Genomic DNA, 15,554 nt, shown 5'->3' with positions numbered 1-15,554 from the left:
TGTCCGTCTGAACGGGTATCACGTCCGTGCCGTTTGACAAAGATGGCAGTAGCGGGAACTCAGGCGCTTGGCGCTGGCGCTTCCACTTTGGCCGCCGGTTGTGCGGCAGCGGCAGAGCCATTGGCCGCGCTTCCGGCCTTCTCGATGGCGCAGACCTTCAGGTTGCCGGTGAAAAGAATGCCGCTGATCGGCAGTGCCGGTTCGGCCGGGAATGTTTCATGCCTGATGCTGTCCTTCGGCACGTGCAGCTTGTGTTCGCCGCCTTCGCCGCCACCCCCGAGGGTAAGCGCGAGGGATGGCTGGGTCTGCAGCAGCGTGACGCCATACAGGAACTCGAAGCTCAGCATCGACACCAGGAACTTGTAGGTGCCGTCGCGCACACCGCCCTTCAGCAGGGCGGCGCGGTGCGTCTCCTCGCCCATGTGCACATCGAGCGGCGGAATGTTGGGCTCGCAGACATAGGCCATGGCCAGGAGCTGCCCCTTGTCCACTTCGAATTTCAAACGGTCGCGGCCAAGATCAAGGGCCGAGACGGAAAATCGCCGGTTGCTGTATTCGACCGGCAGCCGGCCCAGCCTTTTGCCGAGCTGCACGCCATCGAGCGCGCGCGCGCCGGCAAAATGGTCGGGGTCGATGGGTGGCTGCAGGGCAGCCGCCTTGTGCGGGCGCAGCAATGCCGGTTCCAGTTCATCGGCAATGAGGTTGGCGACGATAGTCGTCGCGACCGGCCGCGCATAATGCCCCTGGTCGGAATAGAAACTGGGATGGCCGACGACATCGCGGCCCAGCCGCTGCATCAGGTGGCGCGAAACGTCGACGCAGATGGTGCCGTACCACTGTGAGATGTAGTTGATCCCGGCATCGATGGATGGCACGGCGCTGAGGAAGGAGCCGTTGCGGGCGCCGAAGACAAGGGTGGCAATGCGCAGGTTGGGGTTCTGCTCGAGGGCATAGCGGATGATCCCCTCATAAAACCGCGCCCAGTGGCGGAAAGGCCGCCGCTCGTCGCCATAGACAAAGGCATCATTGAGTGCGTACTCGATCAGCAGCAGATCGCAATCGGCAAGCTTGTCATAGGTCTTGAGCTGGTAGAGGCCGAAGGCGCTGGTCGTCCCGCCCACGGCCAGGTCGGCGGCAATGTCGAGGTCGATGCCGCGCCGGGCCATGGTCGCCAGAAGTGACGGCAGGTAGCCCGGCAGCATGACGGTATTGGAGCCACCGATGATGACGGTTTTCAGTTTCATGGTGTCACCACTGCTGCCCGGCCCGCGGGAGAAAGTCCCCCGCAACGCCAGACCCCATATCCCTTTGCATCCCAATCGAAGTAGTAGGCGGCGGCCACCCGGCCTGTTCCCATCAGTTCGGCGAAGCGGCTGCGTGCCGCCTCGACCAGCTGTTCGCGCGAGCCGTCATTGGCCGGGCATGTGGTCGCCGTGTTGGAAAAGCCCCATTCGGTGATCCAGCACGGTTTGCCGTCCGGTTCCGAGCGGCAGATGGACAGCGCCTGGCTGACATGCGCCGCGCGGGCTGCTGCCGTGCCGTTGCTGCCGGGGTAGATGTGGATGCCGTAGCCGTCCACGACCTTGTCCAGCCCATGCTTGCGCATGAGATTGGTAAAACTGGCGGGATCGATGCTGTCGATGCCGCGCCGGTCGGCGTCGGCGACCGGGATATCGGACAGCCCCGCCGAAACGACCTTGGCGTTGCGGCTGTATTGCGTTGATTGCAATTCCCTGCGGACCACGGCGGCAAGCTGGACATACCGGGCTGCGCCCTGCTCGACGGCCGGCAAATTGTCGAGATCCGCCAGCGAGCGGGCGGTGCGGCTTTTGGCCTTTGCCTTCACTTCCAGATCGCCATTATAGGCGCCCCAGTTGATCTCGTTTCCGGCCTCCACGGCAACAAGCGGAATCTTGAGCGCATCGATCTTGCGCAAGGCATCGCCGACGACGGAACGGAACTGATCCGGCGCAATATCGGAAAGCCGGTACATGTCCCATATCCGGCCAAGGCCGGAACGGGGTTGCGTGCCCTCGGGATAGAAGGCCGGATTGTTGAGCGATATTTCCAGGAGGATGGCGAGGCCCTTGGCGTGGGCAACGCGGACCGCGTCAATGCTCTGGTCGATCGGTTTTGTCAGTGACAGGCGCACCGCCACGACGCCGTTCTTGACCATGAGATCAAGAAGCTTCTCCCGTTCGGCGGGAGAAAGCCAGGCCAGATTGACCCGGTTGACGCCAAAGCGGGTATCGCCCGCCGCATGCGCCGGTGTTACCGGCTGAACGCCGATAACAATCGCTGCCACGATACCGGCGGCACCGGCGGCCAACTTACGCATGTGCACTTTCCAGCCCATGGTTTCATGCCTCCTCATAAGGTGGACGCCGGGACAAGTACCGATCACCGGATTCCAATATCTTTCAACGCGGCGTTGAAATTGGCTTCGCAGGCGGAATAGCGGTGGATGGCGGCGGGAACGTCGATCTTCGACAGGAAGTCCTGCAGGAAGGCCTTCTTTTGCGGCTCGCGGTTCCAGACCGATGCCTCGATGTGGGGGAAGCCGACAAAGTCGAGCATTTCGCGCATCCGGTCGTCGACGGCGATCATCAGCGCTGGAATGCCCGACTGCATGCCGATGATCGAACCATGGAACCGGCGGCCAAAGCAGAAATCCTGGCCGGAAACCCAGCTGCGCCACTTATGCGTGTCGAAGAATACGAGATAGTCGCGCTTGCGCTGCCATTTCTCCGCATGCTTGTACTCGGTCGGCGCGGTGATGCGGCTGGCCGCCGGATCATAGGCTTCGGTGCCCTCGTCGCCCACCATGTTCATGTTGTAGACGATGACTTCGTCCTGGATGACATAGCTTGCCGTGCTGTCCTTGTGCAGCAGCGCATGGGCATCGACGATGGTGTCGGGAACGCTGCCGAGATAACCGCCAAAGGCGATCTTCTGCGATTCCGCCAGGCCCGGATCGGCGAGGCGGCTGAGCGAGCGCTTCATCTGGGCCGGATCGTAATAGAGAGAGGGGCAACCGGTCGGGCGCACATATTTCATGCCCTCGGCCTTCAGGAATTCCGCCGTGAAGTGCCCGCGGGTGAGGAAGAACGTTTCCTTCTTCTTCAAGACGTTGAGAAAGCGCTGCGTGCCTTCCGGCAGTTCGGCTTTCAGGTTCTCCTTCTTCTGGATGCCGATGCCCATGACGACGATCGGCATGTTGAGACGCTCGAACACATGGGATTCCGTCGCCGCTGCGTAGCCGGGCCGAAGCAGGTTGGCCGATGCGAACAGGCACAGATCAAAGCTCTCGTTCAGCCGCGCATAGGTCTCGGGCGAATGGATGCTGTTGGCCAGATGCCAGAACGGAATATAGGTGACGTCGTGGCCGCGTACGCTGTTGGCCGCGCCTTCACCGATGAGATAATTGCCGGTATTGGCAATCCGCTTGACCTGGTCGATGACATCCTTCTTCGTCCGGATGTTCTCGAAATAGGGACGGTGCTTGACCGTTGCCCCGGAAACGCTGTCGACTGTCCGCATCAGATATGATGGGATGCCTGTGATCATTATTCGCATGTTCGTCCATCTTGGGTTGGAGCTTCCGGAGCACCGGATATGGGAGTTATCCGATGCCGATCTCGGTCAGGACCGAGCGGAAGCTGCGTTCACGGTCAGAGTATTTTTCGATGACCTGCGGGATGTTCATCTGCGCCAGATGGTCGGAGATGAAAGCCGAGCGGTCATTTGCAGAATTGAGGTCGTTGGCCTCGACTTTCGGCAATCCGGAAAAGTTCAGCATTTCGCGCATGCGGTCATCGACGGCCACGATCAGGCTTGGCACGCCGGACTGGAGCGCAATGATGTTGCCGTGAAAGCGCCGGCCGAAGGAGAAGTCCATCGAGGATGTCCAGGCGCGCCACTGGTTGGTGTCGAAAAATGTGTGAACCTTGATCTTCTTCTTCAGTTCGCCCGAGCCCTTGAACGTCAGGTCGCCGATCATCTCGCCCGAGGTGGAATCGTAGACGCGGCCATCCTCGTTGGGTTCGACCTGCATGTCGAAATGCAGGGGCTCGTCCTGGATGACATAGGCCGACCGGCCGTCATCGGACGACAGCGCGTTCATGTCGCCGATCGTATCCAGCGCGGCACCCATATAGCCGGTGAACACGGTCCGCCCCTCGCCCACCTTGACATCAGGCAGACGGCGAATGGCCTTGCGCACATTGGCGGGCATGAAATACATCGACGGGCAGCCGACGGGCCGCACGAATGAGAACCCCTGGTCCTTGAGATAGGAGGCAGTCTCGTCGCCGCGGGTGAGGAAATAATGTTCCTTTTCCTTCAGGACCTGCAGCAGGCGCTGGGTGCCTTCGGGCAATGATTCTTCAAGGTCCGGGCGGTTCTGGATGCCGATGCCCAGCATGACCACAGGCATGTCGAGCTTGGACAGGACCTGCGCTTCCGCATCGGCCGACAGGCTTTTGCGCAGGAGGTTGGCGCAGGTGAACACGCAGATATCAAACTGCTTGTTGATGGAATCGAGACCGGTGCCATTGTTGACGGCATTGTACAGATGCCAGAACGGAATGTGGGTGGCGTCCGGGGACAGTGCGCGCAAGGCGCCCTCCCCGATCAGGTAATTGCCTGTGTTGCTGATGTTCTTGAGTTCGCGCAGGTAAGCATCCTTGCTTTCCGGCTGCGGCTGTTTCTCCGAGTAAAAGACCCGGGCGTCTTCAGCGCGCTGGATAAGGCGTGTCACGTGGCCTGGGATGCCTGTAAGGAGAATTCTGGGGCTCATGGGGGTCACAAAACCTTTCTGGTGATCGTCACGCGACAGCACGGCCGGAAAGCACGGCGGTAGCATCGAATTCTGGGATGATTTCCGGCGCATCCGCATTCCGTTCGAGCGGAAGAGCCGGTTCGATGGTGTTGCTCCAGTGAATGAAGCTGGCAAAGGATGAGGTCCAGGAACGCTCGGCAGCCGTGGCAAGCGCGCCTTCCGCCGTGCGGGCCAGCGCCGTGCGGTCCTGGGCGAGAATGGTCAGTAGCCGGGCGATATCCGATACGATCTGCGCATCATTGCCATTCTTGATCAGGATGCCGTCCTGACCATGGATGATCAGCTCATCGACCGCACCGACGGCAGTCGCCACCGGGACGCAACCAAGCTGCTGCGCTTCGGCAATCATCAGCGGTGCGCCTTCCCAACGCGACGGCATCAGCAGCACGTCGGCCCAGGCGAGTTGGGCCGCGATATCCTTGCCGCTGAAAACCGGCGGTGAAACGCGGACACCGGCGTCCTTGAGGCGCGCCATCCATGAAGAACTCGGGTCGTCGGAGAGAATCTCGCCGCCAATGGCCTGGGCTTCGAAGGCGATGCCGCGCTCGCGCAGTTTGATGATGGCATCGTGCAAGCGGTCAATGCCCTTCTGGCGGTCCAGCCGACCCATGTAGAGGATCCGCAGCGGTTCGGCCGGCTGCGGTGTCTTGCGGGCACCGGTAACCTGCGCGCGCAGCTTGGCATCGATGGAAAAGCTGGCGGCGTTCGGGACGGCAAAGATTTTCTCGAACGGCACGCCAAAGCTGTGCAGATAGGTTTTCAGCTGCTCGGAACAGGTGAGAAACGCGTCATAGGCGTGCTCGAATGCAATCGCGGCATAGGGCTGCCCGGCGCGGCGGCGGAAGACGGTTTCATCCACCACATGGAGATAGCAGGCGGTGCGCGTGCCTTCCGAGCGGAGTTTGCCCATCAGCGGATGGGCGGCCATCACATGGTTGTTGACGATCAGGTCGAAGCCGGACAGCTGTCCGCGCAGCGCTTCCCAGTCGAGCGGATGATCTTCGGTGATGAAATCCTGCCCGAGGAAGCGGTTGGTGTCACCCCAGGCCGGTATGCCGTCCTTCCAGAAATGGATGTAGTCGAAGGCCTGGTCGAACTCGTCGAGCACGTCCATGCGGCTTGAACCGAGCACAAACAGATGGGTTTCAAAACCCTCCTGTTTCAATTCGCGGCCGGCGGCATAGGCGACCTTCTCGGCGCCGCCGAACGAGGCATTGGGAACCAGCACTGCCGCCGTCTTTTTTCCGGCGGTATTGTGGGCGAGCGGCAGGACCGGCGATCCGCCGAGTTCCTTCCTCAGGACCTGATACATGTCCGACAGGGCCGGCAGCCGGCGCGGGCGCCACGTCCAGCGTGTGGATGCCGTCTGCTTGAGCGGGCTGGTTGCAATGGCCGTTACAAGGTTGAGCAATGCCTGTTCCGGCCGTGCCAGCGAGCGGCGCTGCCGTGCCTTGGGGAACGGAAAGCGGATTTTCAGGCGCGATGATGTCGGCCACAGCTGCTGGCTGCCGATGGACGAAAACCAGTCAAGCGCATCATTGTCGATGACGTTCTGGATGAGCTTGGTCGAAACGAAGATCAGGTCGGCCGGGCCCTGATGCGTGCCGGAGGGCATGATCTCGGATTCGATGCGCCGTTCCGAATCCACATTGCCGAACTCGACAAAGACGATGTTGGATTTTTCCGCCAGACGCTCGAGATGGCAGAGGATGTTCGGAAACAGCCGCGAGCGGTTCAACAGCTTCAAGGTTTCGTTGCTGCATGCGGCAACAAAGGGCGGGAAATGGAAATTGTCTGGTTCGCCGACGCTACCCCAATAGGCGCGGATCGCGTCGTCAAAGCCGATCTCACCCGGTGTGCGGGTGGGGTCGGTGAAGGTGCTGAGCGTCCCCTCGCCTGTTCGGATCAGCGCGTAGCGGGGACATTCCTCGTGTTCAAAACCGACCAGGGTCGGCCGGCGGAACAGGGCCTTGTGCCGTTTGCGCAGGAAGTTGATCGATGATGACCGGTCGCGGTTGGCTTCCTTGAAGCGGCTTTCCGCACGCAGACGGTATTCGAAGCCGGTGTCATGGCACGGCTGCCCGGCAAAGCCGGCCTCGATCGCCGACAACCAGAATTCCCAGTCCTCGAAGCCATTCTGACGGTCGTCATCGAAGCGCACGCCGCTGTTGAAGACGTCGATCGAAATCATCGATCCCGTGTCGCAGATATTGTCCGTGATGCAGTGGATCAGCCGGGAATAGCTGTCGCCGTAATGGGCGCGCCAGTTCACCGAGAATGTATCGATATTCGTGTAAATCCACCCTGCCTTGCCGGAGGAAAGACGGCGGTAAAGTGTATCCACAGTATAGGGTTGGACGCGATTGTCAGCATCCAGAAAATATACTGCCTTTGCTTCGGGTAATTCTTCCAGGATATACTCAATCGCCCGATTGCGCGCGCCACCCGGCCCGGCATTTGCGCCGAAGATCACGTGTATGGACGGATGGGCGGCCGCATAGAGCGCCAACTGATCGAACACTTCATGGCGCGGGTCGCCGTCGACCGAGACAACGATGGCGACGCGGAATTTCGTTATCGATGCCAGTGCCGATTCAAGCGCTTCGGGAACGAGCGCCGCGTGACCGTAAAGCGGCATGGCGATGGCGATCAGGTCCTGCGATTTATCGGGCATTGGCCATCTCCTGGGCCGGGCGCGCCTCGATATGCTTGACAAGCCTGAAGTTGAACACCTTGAGCCAGGAGAAATCGACCGAACCGGTGGTCGCCTTGCTGAGAATGACAAGATCCATGGCGCGGGTGGTCGCCGCGTCCAGCATGAAATTGATGTCCACGGGCTGTGCCGCAGTGATGTCGGTCCAGCCGCTGAACAGTGCTGTCGGCCGCTTTTCCGTGGCGCGGCCCAATGCACCGATCTCGCCCTTGATATCCGCCGACAGGTTTGTCAGCAGGAAGCCGACCGCGCCGGGCTGACCCTCGGGATGATCGATGATCGCGCGCGCCGAGATGCGAACCGTCCCCGGCGATATGACGCGGCGGATCGCACCGGCCGTTATGCCCTCGTTGAGAGGATGGCAGACAATAGCGTCTTCGTGTTCCAGAAAGCGCACCGTGGGGAAATCGGGCTCGACGGTATTGACGGAAACATTGGCGACGCTGCGCAGCATTTCCACCGGCAGCCGGTAATCTTCGACGCGCCGCCCGGCGATCAGCGATGTCGGCACGAAGACGTTGCTGAGGGAGGTCGGGCGCACCCCCGGCAGGCCGGTAAAGACGCGGAAAGCCAATGGGCGCATGTCAAGGTCGGCATGCGGTATGCGTGCCCTGGCCGCATAGCGTTCGTTGGTGATGGCGTTGCCGAGGGAAAGCTCCGGCGGCACGCCTCCGGTTGCGGAGACCCGCAGCCGCAGCGTGCGATGGCCGCCGTCGCAGGCCTTGGGCAGGGAGAAGAAATTCCAGTCCGCAGCCACGCTGGCATAGGGAACCAGCCATTCCGCGATGCCTTCGCCATTCTCAACGTAGTCAAGCGTGACAATCAGCTGTCCCGACCGACCTGTGGGCAGGCCGCGAAAATGCAGGGCAAAGCCGGATACCGCATAGCTCGATACCGGGAAAAGCTGTTCGATTTCCGATTCCCGCAGAAGGTTGGCAAAGCCTTCATCCTTCGGGTCGATGCAAGGCGTGTGGCCGAAAATCTCGGTGACGGAATCCCAGTTCCTGGCGTGGAAGGCATTTTCGATGGCGCGGTAGTTCTCGAAGAGCGTCTCCCGTTCGCGCCGCAGCATGACAAGCTCGCCGTGTACCTTGGTCACGTGACTGGTGAGGCGATCCAGCCCGCATTCAAGCACCTGCGCGACAAGCGCGGCCTGTGTGGCAACCGTCGATGCATCCAGCCGGACAACCGGTACTTCGGGAACGGTCCTGAACCGGTAGATGCGCTTCAATGCGTTCTGCAGCTCCGCCGCGCCGGTATCCGAAACGGCCACGCCGATCAGCGGAAAGGCATTCAGCAGCCGGAGCTGATCCGCGTCCGGTTCCACGAAAACGATGAAATCGGCCAGGGGCGAAGCTTCGAGCAGCGCCTGATCATGGCTGGAAGCGATAGCGTAGCGGCTTCGGCGAGGTTGTCGATGAACGGCTGCGGGCAGTGATGTGTTCAAAATAGACATCCCGTATCTTTGGCAGTGTAGTTGGTCGATTGTGCAGATGCGAACTGCGTCTCCCGTTAAGAGAAAATATCAACAGAGTAATGTCAACAGAATATCTTCGCGATCTATAGTAAAATGTAATACAGATATAAGTTTTAATTATTTCAAAAATCGAAATATTTTATTTATACTTTCAATTACGTGGCAAAACCCCAGCATTTCCCGCAGGTTCTGCGGGTGTGCGCTCACAGTGCGGGTGGTATTGGAGGGTAAAGACAGTGCCGTTCAGGCCGCTCGCAAGACCGCGTCGATCAGAGATTTTTGCCGCGCAAGACAATCGGTCAGCCGGAAACGGTGCTCGATCGTGCGGCGTGCTGCCGCACGCAGCGGCATGAAATCGTTCGGCCCGGCAAGCACGCGCAAAATGGTGTCGGCGAGCGCGTCGGTATCATAGAAGGGAACGAGCAAGCCATTCTGGCCGGACCGGATGATTTCCTGAACGGGCCTGGTATCCGAACCGATCACCAGCGCGCCGCATGCCATGGCCTCGATGACGGACCAGGACAGAACGAAGGGATAGGTCAGGTAGATATGCGCCGTCGAGATCTGATAGAGCTGGCGCAGGAGATCGTGCGAAATCGCACCCGGAAACAGGATCCTGTCGGGCGGCAAATCATACTTGGAAAGCAGTGCGTCTTTCCACGAGCCGCCACCGGGCGGCGGTGTGCCATAGCTCACCCCGTCGCCGCCAACAAAGACGAACAGGGCGTCGGCATTTTTCCGGATGACCTTTGCCGCCGCTTCGAGTGCCTGGGGGAAGCCGCGATAAGGCTCGAGGTCGCGGGCAACAAAGGTGATTACAGGCGGATCGCCCGCTCTGAGAATGCGGCCATCGGGCAATTTTAGTGCTGCGTGCGCGTCGGGGCGAAAAATCCGGGTGTCGACGCCTTCGTGGCAGACGGCAATGCGTTTCTGCGCGGCGGCGGGATACAGGCTCTTTTGCCAGAACGTCGGGCTGATGCCGCCGTTCATTGCCTCAAGGGAAATTAGCTGCGCAATGTTGCGCAGCCTTAATCTTTTGCGGGTTTCGGCATCCGGATTGTCATCCGGCGCAAACCCGACATCGGCGCCTTCGGCCCGATAGAAGAATTCGCAATAGCCGAGGGCCGGAACTTGCGGCAGGACATCCTTGACGAACATCATGCTGCCCCAGCCGATATGACCGATGACGATGTCGGGGCGTTCGCCCTGGCGAGTCATGGAATCGAGTGTTTCGGCAACGCGGTGCCCGATCCGCACGTGGTGATCGGGAATGCCGAGATACCTGGCCATCTGGCTGTCCGCCCGAGGGCCAGGTTCCATTCTGTGTCTGATCACGCGGACCGATGGGAGGCGCCGGTCCACTGTTTCACAGATAAGGCTGACATCATGCCCGCTTGCCGCAAGATGTTCGGCCAGGGCAGCAAATTGACCCAGGCCGCGCCTGTGAACGAAAGCCACATGCATGTCAGTCCTTTCCAGACATCAGAACACGAATTGACAGGGGCTCAGATGCCGTAACGCGCGGCATTGCCCCAAACCAGTTCGAGCCTGTGCAATGTCTGGAATGCGATTTCCAGATTGCGAAGATCGTCATCATCCCGGGCGAGTACGCGGTTGTAAGCTCCGCCTGCATTGCGCAGATTGGCGCAAAGCTGTTCGCCCTTGTCGGTCAACCGGATCCTTGCGGACCGCTTGTCGCGCTGGGAGGCAACCCTGTCGATGTATCCCCCATCGGCGAGCTGCTTCAGATAGTAGGAGATATTGGAGCCGATATAGTGACCCCGGTCCAAGAGCTCCCCAACAGAAAGTTCGACGTCGCCAATCGCCAGGAGAACCATCGCCTGGGCTGGGCCAACGTCTTCGATCCCCAACTTCGTCAGTTCAGTCCTCAGCAGACTGGCGAACCGACGATTTACTCTCTCAATCATTCTGGCCAGCTCGAAGTGTGTCACCACAACGGTGTGAACTGGATGTCTATGTCCCTGTTTTTCCGCTGTAATTTCAGGAAAATCGGCGGCATCATAACCGTCAATAGATGTTTCGACTTCCACTCCTTCGTGTAGAAGTTTTTGTATCATCTTTGTCTCCATCATCAATTTTACTTCAAAATTTGAAGTAAGTTACAAGTATATTCCAAGGTCTCCTTTGCTTTTTTCCCCACCATATGAACTTTTTTCTGTCACATTCTGCACGGTATTACTTTACTAGTCTAATGCTATAGACCAAGTTCAATCGGGCTACCGGGCAGCTGTGTCATTTCCAAGGCAGATTACACATGAGTGATACTCGTCAAAACAATGCAAATGGCAAGAGCAATGTTGGAAAAAATGCGACGACGCATACGGTTCCGGCACCTCGGACCCTCATTCTGCGCGCACGCCGGGTGTTCTTGTCGGGCCTCCTTTATGCCGTTCTGCTGAGTGCGTGTATCAACCTTCTGCAGCTGACCGTACCGCTGTATATGCTGCAGGTGCATGACAGGGTTTTGAACAGCCGGAGCACCGACACGCTGGTCATGCTGAGCATTCTGGCGGCAGGCGCCCTGATCGTTTTCGGTATTCTCGAATTCATCCGCGCCATGTCGTTCCAGGCCATGGGCAGCGCGCTTGTGCGCCGGCTCAATCTGCCGATTCTGACCGCTGCGGTTCAGGCGTCGGTCGATCAGGGGCTGCCCAAAGCCACGCAGGCGCTGCGCGATCTGACGGAGCTGCGGACATTCCTCACCTCGTCAGCGGTCAGTGCGCCGCTTGACGCGGCCTGGTCCCCCATCTTCCTGACCGTGCTTTTTCTTCTTCACCCGGTTTTCGGCATTATCGGCGTCGTCTCGGTCATCGTGCTTGTCGCCTGCGGTGTCATCACGGACATTTTGACGCGAAGCCTGGTGAAGGATGCGAATCAGGCGAACATCGAAGCCGTCTCGAAAATCGGCAGCACGTTGCGCCATGCGGAAGTGATCGAGGCCATGGGCATGCTGCCCGCATTGGCCCGGCGCTGGCGTACGGCGCAGATGAGTGCCCTGGACTTGATGGACGCGGGCGGCGCGCGCAGCCGGGCCATGGGGACCATCGCCCGCACCTTGCGTTTCATGATCCAGATTGGCGCCCTGGGCGCCGGTACGCTGCTCGCCATGCAGCAGGAAATCACGGCCGGTGCGATGATTGCCACGACGATCATCGTCGGCCGCCTTCTCGCGCCGTTCGACCATGTGGTGGAGACGTGGCGCCAATGGGTGAACGCCATCGGAAACTGGCAGCGGATCCAGGCCCTGCTCGCGCAAAACCTCGCCGTCCGCCAGACCATGCCGACGCCGCGGCCCCATGGCGATCTGATCATCGACAAGCTTGTCTATGCGGCGCCTGGCGTCGAAATGCCGATCATCAAGGGCATTTCGTTTTCCCTTTCGCCGGGCGAGGTGCTTGGCATTGTCGGCCCGTCCGCAGCGGGTAAATCGACGCTGGCCCGGCTGATGATCGGTATCGTCAAGCCAACGTCGGGCGGTGTCTTTCTCGACGGCAACAATGTGTATCTGTGGGAGCGCAGCTCGTTCGGTGAAATCGCCGGCTATCTGCCCCAGTCGGTGGCGCTGCTCGACGGCACCATCAAGGACAACATCGCCCGGATGGGTGAAAGCGACCCGCACCGTGTTCTGGAGGCGGCACGCCTTGCCGATGTGCATGAGATGGTCGGCCGCCTGCCGCTGGGCTACGACACGCCGGTCGGCGACGGGCGCCTGACGCTGTCCGGCGGCCAGCGCCAGCGGATCGGCCTCGCACGCTGCCTCTACAACCGCCCGCGCCTGATCGTGCTGGACGAGCCGAATGCCAATCTCGACGCCGTCGGCGAAAGGGCCCTGATGCGCGCCATCGAGCAGGCGCGCGATGACGGCGCCATCGTCGTCATGATCGCGCATCGCCCGACCATCATGCAGGTGGCGGACAAGCTGCTCGTGCTGGAAAACGGTCGAATCACCCAGTTTGGCCCGCGCACCGACGTCGTGGCCTCCATCACACCCACGGGTCCCAAAATGGGAGCGACAGGATCATGACCGGCAAATCGATTGTTCCCAAACGTTTCACCCAATTGCTGGCGCCGCGCGCCGAGTCTGGCGGCAAGCAGGCATTGACCAAATTTGGAATCGTGCGCCCGGAATGGGTCATCGATCTTGAGAATGAGGATGCGAAGTCGCCGCTGCGCCGGCTCATCATTGCCGGAATCATGACGATCGTCATCGCGTTCGGCGGGTTCTTCGGCTGGGCCTATTCGGCCGAGCTTGGCAGCGCCGCTGTCGCTCTGGGAACGGTTATCGTCGATTCAAAGCGCAAGACAATCAGCCATCTGGAGGGAGGCATCCTCGACCGCCTGCTTGTGCAGGAAGGCGACGAGGTCAAGGTCGGGCAACCGCTGATCCGGCTGGACGATACGAAAGCCCGGGCGGAACTGCAGTCGCTGCAGTCCCGCCGGATCGGGCTGATCGCCAAACTTGCACGGTTGCGTGCGGAACAGGCGGGTGCAGCGGAGATCACCTTTCCCGAGCATTTCGGCGGGCCTGACAATGTGGCTGCCGAGAATGCCGTCAAGGCGGAACGCATTTTCTTCCAGAAACGCTCGGCCCAGAAAATGAGCCGCACGGACGTGCAGAAGAAAACCATCGAGCAATATACCGAACAGGCAAAATCATCCGCCGCGCAGGTGGCCGCGACGGACAGGCAGACCGAGCTGATCACCGAGCAGCGCAATGCCATTGCCGGGCTGGTCGCCAAGGGCTTTGCCCAGAAGTCCAAGCTGACCGAGATCGATACCAAGCTGAGCGAACTGGCGGGCAATCGCGGCCAGTATGCCGGGGACAAGGCAAAGGCCGAGCAGGCGAAGGCCGGCGCAGAGTTTGGCTTGATCGGCATTGAAAGCGACCTGCAATCCGAAATTGCCGGCGAGATCACCACCAACCAGACCGATCTTGCGGATACGGAAGAGCGGATCGTCGCAGCCAAGGACGTCATGCGCCGGGTGGAAATCAGATCGCCGCAGGCGGGCGTGGTTGCCAATATCCGCCTGCGCACGCCAGGCGGCGTCGTGGCAGCTGGCGAAGCGCTGATGGACATCGTGCCAGAAAACGAACCTCTGGTGGTTGAAATGAAAATCAGTCCGCGTGACGTGGACAGCGTTTCGATGGGATCGCAGGCGCAGATTCGCCTGACCGCCTACAATCAGCGTTCACTGACGCCGCTGGATGGCAAGATCAGCTATATCGCCGCCGATCAGGTGATCGATGAAAAGACGGACACGGCCTATTTCGTCGCCCGCGCGGAAATCATGCCAAAGTCGCTGGCGGCCAATCCGTCAGTCAAACTTTATCCAGGAATGCCCGCCGAGGTCATCATCGTGCATAAGGCGCGCAAGGCGATCGACTATATCATTTCGCCAATTTCCGACAGCTTGAATCGAGCATTTAGAGAGGATTGATTAGAATAAAATCCCTTAAACAAAGGGTTTTTGGCAATATTTCAAATTTTGAAATAAAATACAATCAAACAACTCTAATTGATGAAGTATTGTATAGGTAAATATAAATTATAGTTCTTTTTCAAAATGTTGAGTAATACGCATTCGTAATAATTTGTTACTCGCGAATACCGCATTTATACTCTTAGTCTAGGTTGCATTTCGATTTGGTGCAGCGCACAATCGTCAAAGCATCGATGGCTGGAACATTTCCAGCTGGTCGAAACTCAAAGCAGACAGAAGGAGAAGCAGATGGCCACTTTAGAAGGCGGCGCCTACGACGACGTTTTGTTTGGCTCGCGTTTTGACGATTTCATTCACGCCCATGGTGGTGATGATCTCGTCTTTGGCGGAAACGGAAACGATATAATCTTCGGCGATGAGGGCAATGACATCCTTTTCGGTGGACACGGTAACGACACCCTGTTCGGCGGCACGGGCAATGACATTCTTTTCGGCGATCAAGGCAATGACACCCTGTATGGCGGTGAAGGCGATGACATCCTTCACGGCGGCACAGGCAATGACATCCTGAGCGGCGGCGACGGCAACGATATTCTGTTCGGCGACGCTGGCAACGACATCCTGCAGGGCGGAAATGGCAATGACATTCTGTTCGGCGGTGCTGGCAACGACGTTCTTCAGGGCGGTGCCGGTAATGACTATCTCGACGGCGGTGCTGGCAACGACATCCTCTCAGGTGGTGCCGGCAACGATATCTTCCACTTCAGCGGCGGCGGCGGCAACGACGTCATCCTGGACTTTACCCCAGGTGAAGACATCCTTCAGATTTCCAAGGATATCAACGGTCTCCATATCCATTCTCCCGAGGATCTGGCCGATCGTGTTACGCAGGTTGGCAATAATGTCGTGGTCGATCTCGGCCATGGCGACAGCGTCACCCTCGTAAACACCAGCTATGACGATGTGCAGGCACATCCCGACCAGTATTTCGTCGTACATTGATTTTTGCAAAAATTGGCGTGCCCAGCTTTCCGGCCGGGCACGTTTTTCTTTCCGCTGTG

The 15,554-nt window shown here is 59.4% G+C and carries 11 protein-coding genes; 3 read left to right on the top strand and 8 right to left on the bottom strand.

Going from position 1 to position 15,554, the window contains the following annotated elements; translation table 11 throughout:
- Positions 1–59 precede the first annotated feature (59 nt).
- From ACP7B1_RS14530 to ACP7B1_RS14495, 8 genes are all read right to left on the bottom strand, one after another.
- Entirely contained in the window at positions 60–1,244 is a 1,185-nt protein-coding gene (locus ACP7B1_RS14530; RefSeq protein ID WP_346308357.1) for an SGNH/GDSL hydrolase family protein, read from the bottom strand.
- Entirely contained in the window at positions 1,241–2,338 is a 1,098-nt protein-coding gene (locus ACP7B1_RS14525; RefSeq protein WP_346308358.1) for a glycoside hydrolase, read from the bottom strand. Before ACP7B1_RS14525 ends, ACP7B1_RS14530 begins: the two co-directional genes overlap by 4 nt.
- A gap of 62 nt (positions 2,339–2,400) precedes the next feature.
- Positions 2,401–3,576 carry a polysaccharide pyruvyl transferase family protein gene (locus tag ACP7B1_RS14520; protein ID WP_223615922.1) on the bottom strand — a complete coding sequence of 392 codons (1,176 nt, stop codon included), beginning with the start codon at positions 3,574–3,576 and terminating at the stop codon, positions 2,401–2,403.
- 46 nt (positions 3,577–3,622) lie between these two features.
- Positions 3,623–4,798 carry a polysaccharide pyruvyl transferase family protein gene (locus tag ACP7B1_RS14515; protein WP_105735376.1) on the bottom strand — a complete coding sequence of 392 codons (1,176 nt, stop codon included), beginning with the start codon at positions 4,796–4,798 and terminating at the stop codon, positions 3,623–3,625.
- A 28-nt stretch (positions 4,799–4,826) separates the two neighbouring features.
- Positions 4,827–7,514 carry a glycosyltransferase gene (locus ACP7B1_RS14510; protein ID WP_346308359.1) on the bottom strand — a complete coding sequence of 896 codons (2,688 nt, stop codon included), beginning with the start codon at positions 7,512–7,514 and terminating at the stop codon, positions 4,827–4,829.
- A complete protein-coding gene (locus ACP7B1_RS14505; protein WP_346308360.1) occupies positions 7,504–9,009 on the bottom strand; it encodes a DUF6212 domain-containing protein in 1,506 nt (501 codons plus the stop codon). Before ACP7B1_RS14505 ends, ACP7B1_RS14510 begins: the two co-directional genes overlap by 11 nt.
- 264 nt (positions 9,010–9,273) lie before the next feature.
- Positions 9,274–10,494 (bottom strand): glycosyltransferase family 4 protein, encoded by a 1,221-nt coding sequence (locus ACP7B1_RS14500; protein WP_346308361.1) that lies wholly within the window; start codon positions 10,492–10,494, stop codon positions 9,274–9,276.
- A 41-nt stretch (positions 10,495–10,535) separates the two neighbouring features.
- Positions 10,536–11,105, bottom strand: a complete 570-nt coding sequence (locus ACP7B1_RS14495) for a MarR family transcriptional regulator (protein ID WP_223615929.1) — start codon at positions 11,103–11,105, stop codon at positions 10,536–10,538.
- Between the two features lie 200 nt (positions 11,106–11,305).
- Here ACP7B1_RS14495 and ACP7B1_RS14490 point away from each other — a divergent pair, with 200 nt between their 5' ends.
- From ACP7B1_RS14490 to ACP7B1_RS14480, 3 genes are all read left to right on the top strand, one after another.
- Complete coding sequence (locus ACP7B1_RS14490; RefSeq protein WP_223615917.1) at positions 11,306–13,075, top strand: type I secretion system permease/ATPase; 1,770 nt, start codon at positions 11,306–11,308, stop codon at positions 13,073–13,075.
- Positions 13,072–14,490, top strand: a complete 1,419-nt coding sequence (locus ACP7B1_RS14485) for an HlyD family type I secretion periplasmic adaptor subunit (protein WP_288194711.1) — start codon at positions 13,072–13,074, stop codon at positions 14,488–14,490. The genes ACP7B1_RS14490 and ACP7B1_RS14485 overlap by 4 nt, the downstream gene beginning before the upstream one ends.
- 291 nt (positions 14,491–14,781) lie before the next feature.
- On the top strand, positions 14,782–15,495 hold the full coding sequence (locus tag ACP7B1_RS14480; protein ID WP_223615915.1) for a calcium-binding protein: 714 nt from the start codon (positions 14,782–14,784) through the stop codon (positions 15,493–15,495).
- The last annotated feature ends 59 nt before the right edge of the window (positions 15,496–15,554 follow it).

Origin of the sequence: Phyllobacterium sp. SL163 (assembly GCF_049896885.1) — a bacterium.
GTDB classification, from domain to species: Bacteria; Pseudomonadota; Alphaproteobacteria; order Rhizobiales; family Rhizobiaceae; genus Phyllobacterium; species Phyllobacterium calauticae.
Note: the sequence above shows the minus strand (reverse complement) of the source record. Positions and strands in the feature narration are given on the sequence as shown.

Coding starts and splice junctions, on each gene's coding strand:
- ACP7B1_RS14530 (WP_346308357.1), bottom strand. CDS start 1,244: ATGAAACTGAAAACCGTCATCATCGGTGGCTCCAATACCGTCATGCTG.
- ACP7B1_RS14525 (WP_346308358.1), bottom strand. CDS start 2,338: ATGCGTAAGTTGGCCGCCGGTGCCGCCGGTATCGTGGCAGCGATTGTT.
- ACP7B1_RS14520 (WP_223615922.1), bottom strand. CDS start 3,576: ATGCGAATAATGATCACAGGCATCCCATCATATCTGATGCGGACAGTC.
- ACP7B1_RS14515 (WP_105735376.1), bottom strand. CDS start 4,798: ATGAGCCCCAGAATTCTCCTTACAGGCATCCCAGGCCACGTGACACGC.
- ACP7B1_RS14510 (WP_346308359.1), bottom strand. CDS start 7,514: ATGCCCGATAAATCGCAGGACCTGATCGCCATCGCCATGCCGCTTTAC.
- ACP7B1_RS14505 (WP_346308360.1), bottom strand. CDS start 9,009: ATGTCTATTTTGAACACATCACTGCCCGCAGCCGTTCATCGACAACCT.
- ACP7B1_RS14500 (WP_346308361.1), bottom strand. CDS start 10,494: ATGCATGTGGCTTTCGTTCACAGGCGCGGCCTGGGTCAATTTGCTGCC.
- ACP7B1_RS14490 (WP_223615917.1), top strand. CDS start 11,306: ATGAGTGATACTCGTCAAAACAATGCAAATGGCAAGAGCAATGTTGGA.
- ACP7B1_RS14485 (WP_288194711.1), top strand. CDS start 13,072: ATGACCGGCAAATCGATTGTTCCCAAACGTTTCACCCAATTGCTGGCG.
- ACP7B1_RS14480 (WP_223615915.1), top strand. CDS start 14,782: ATGGCCACTTTAGAAGGCGGCGCCTACGACGACGTTTTGTTTGGCTCG.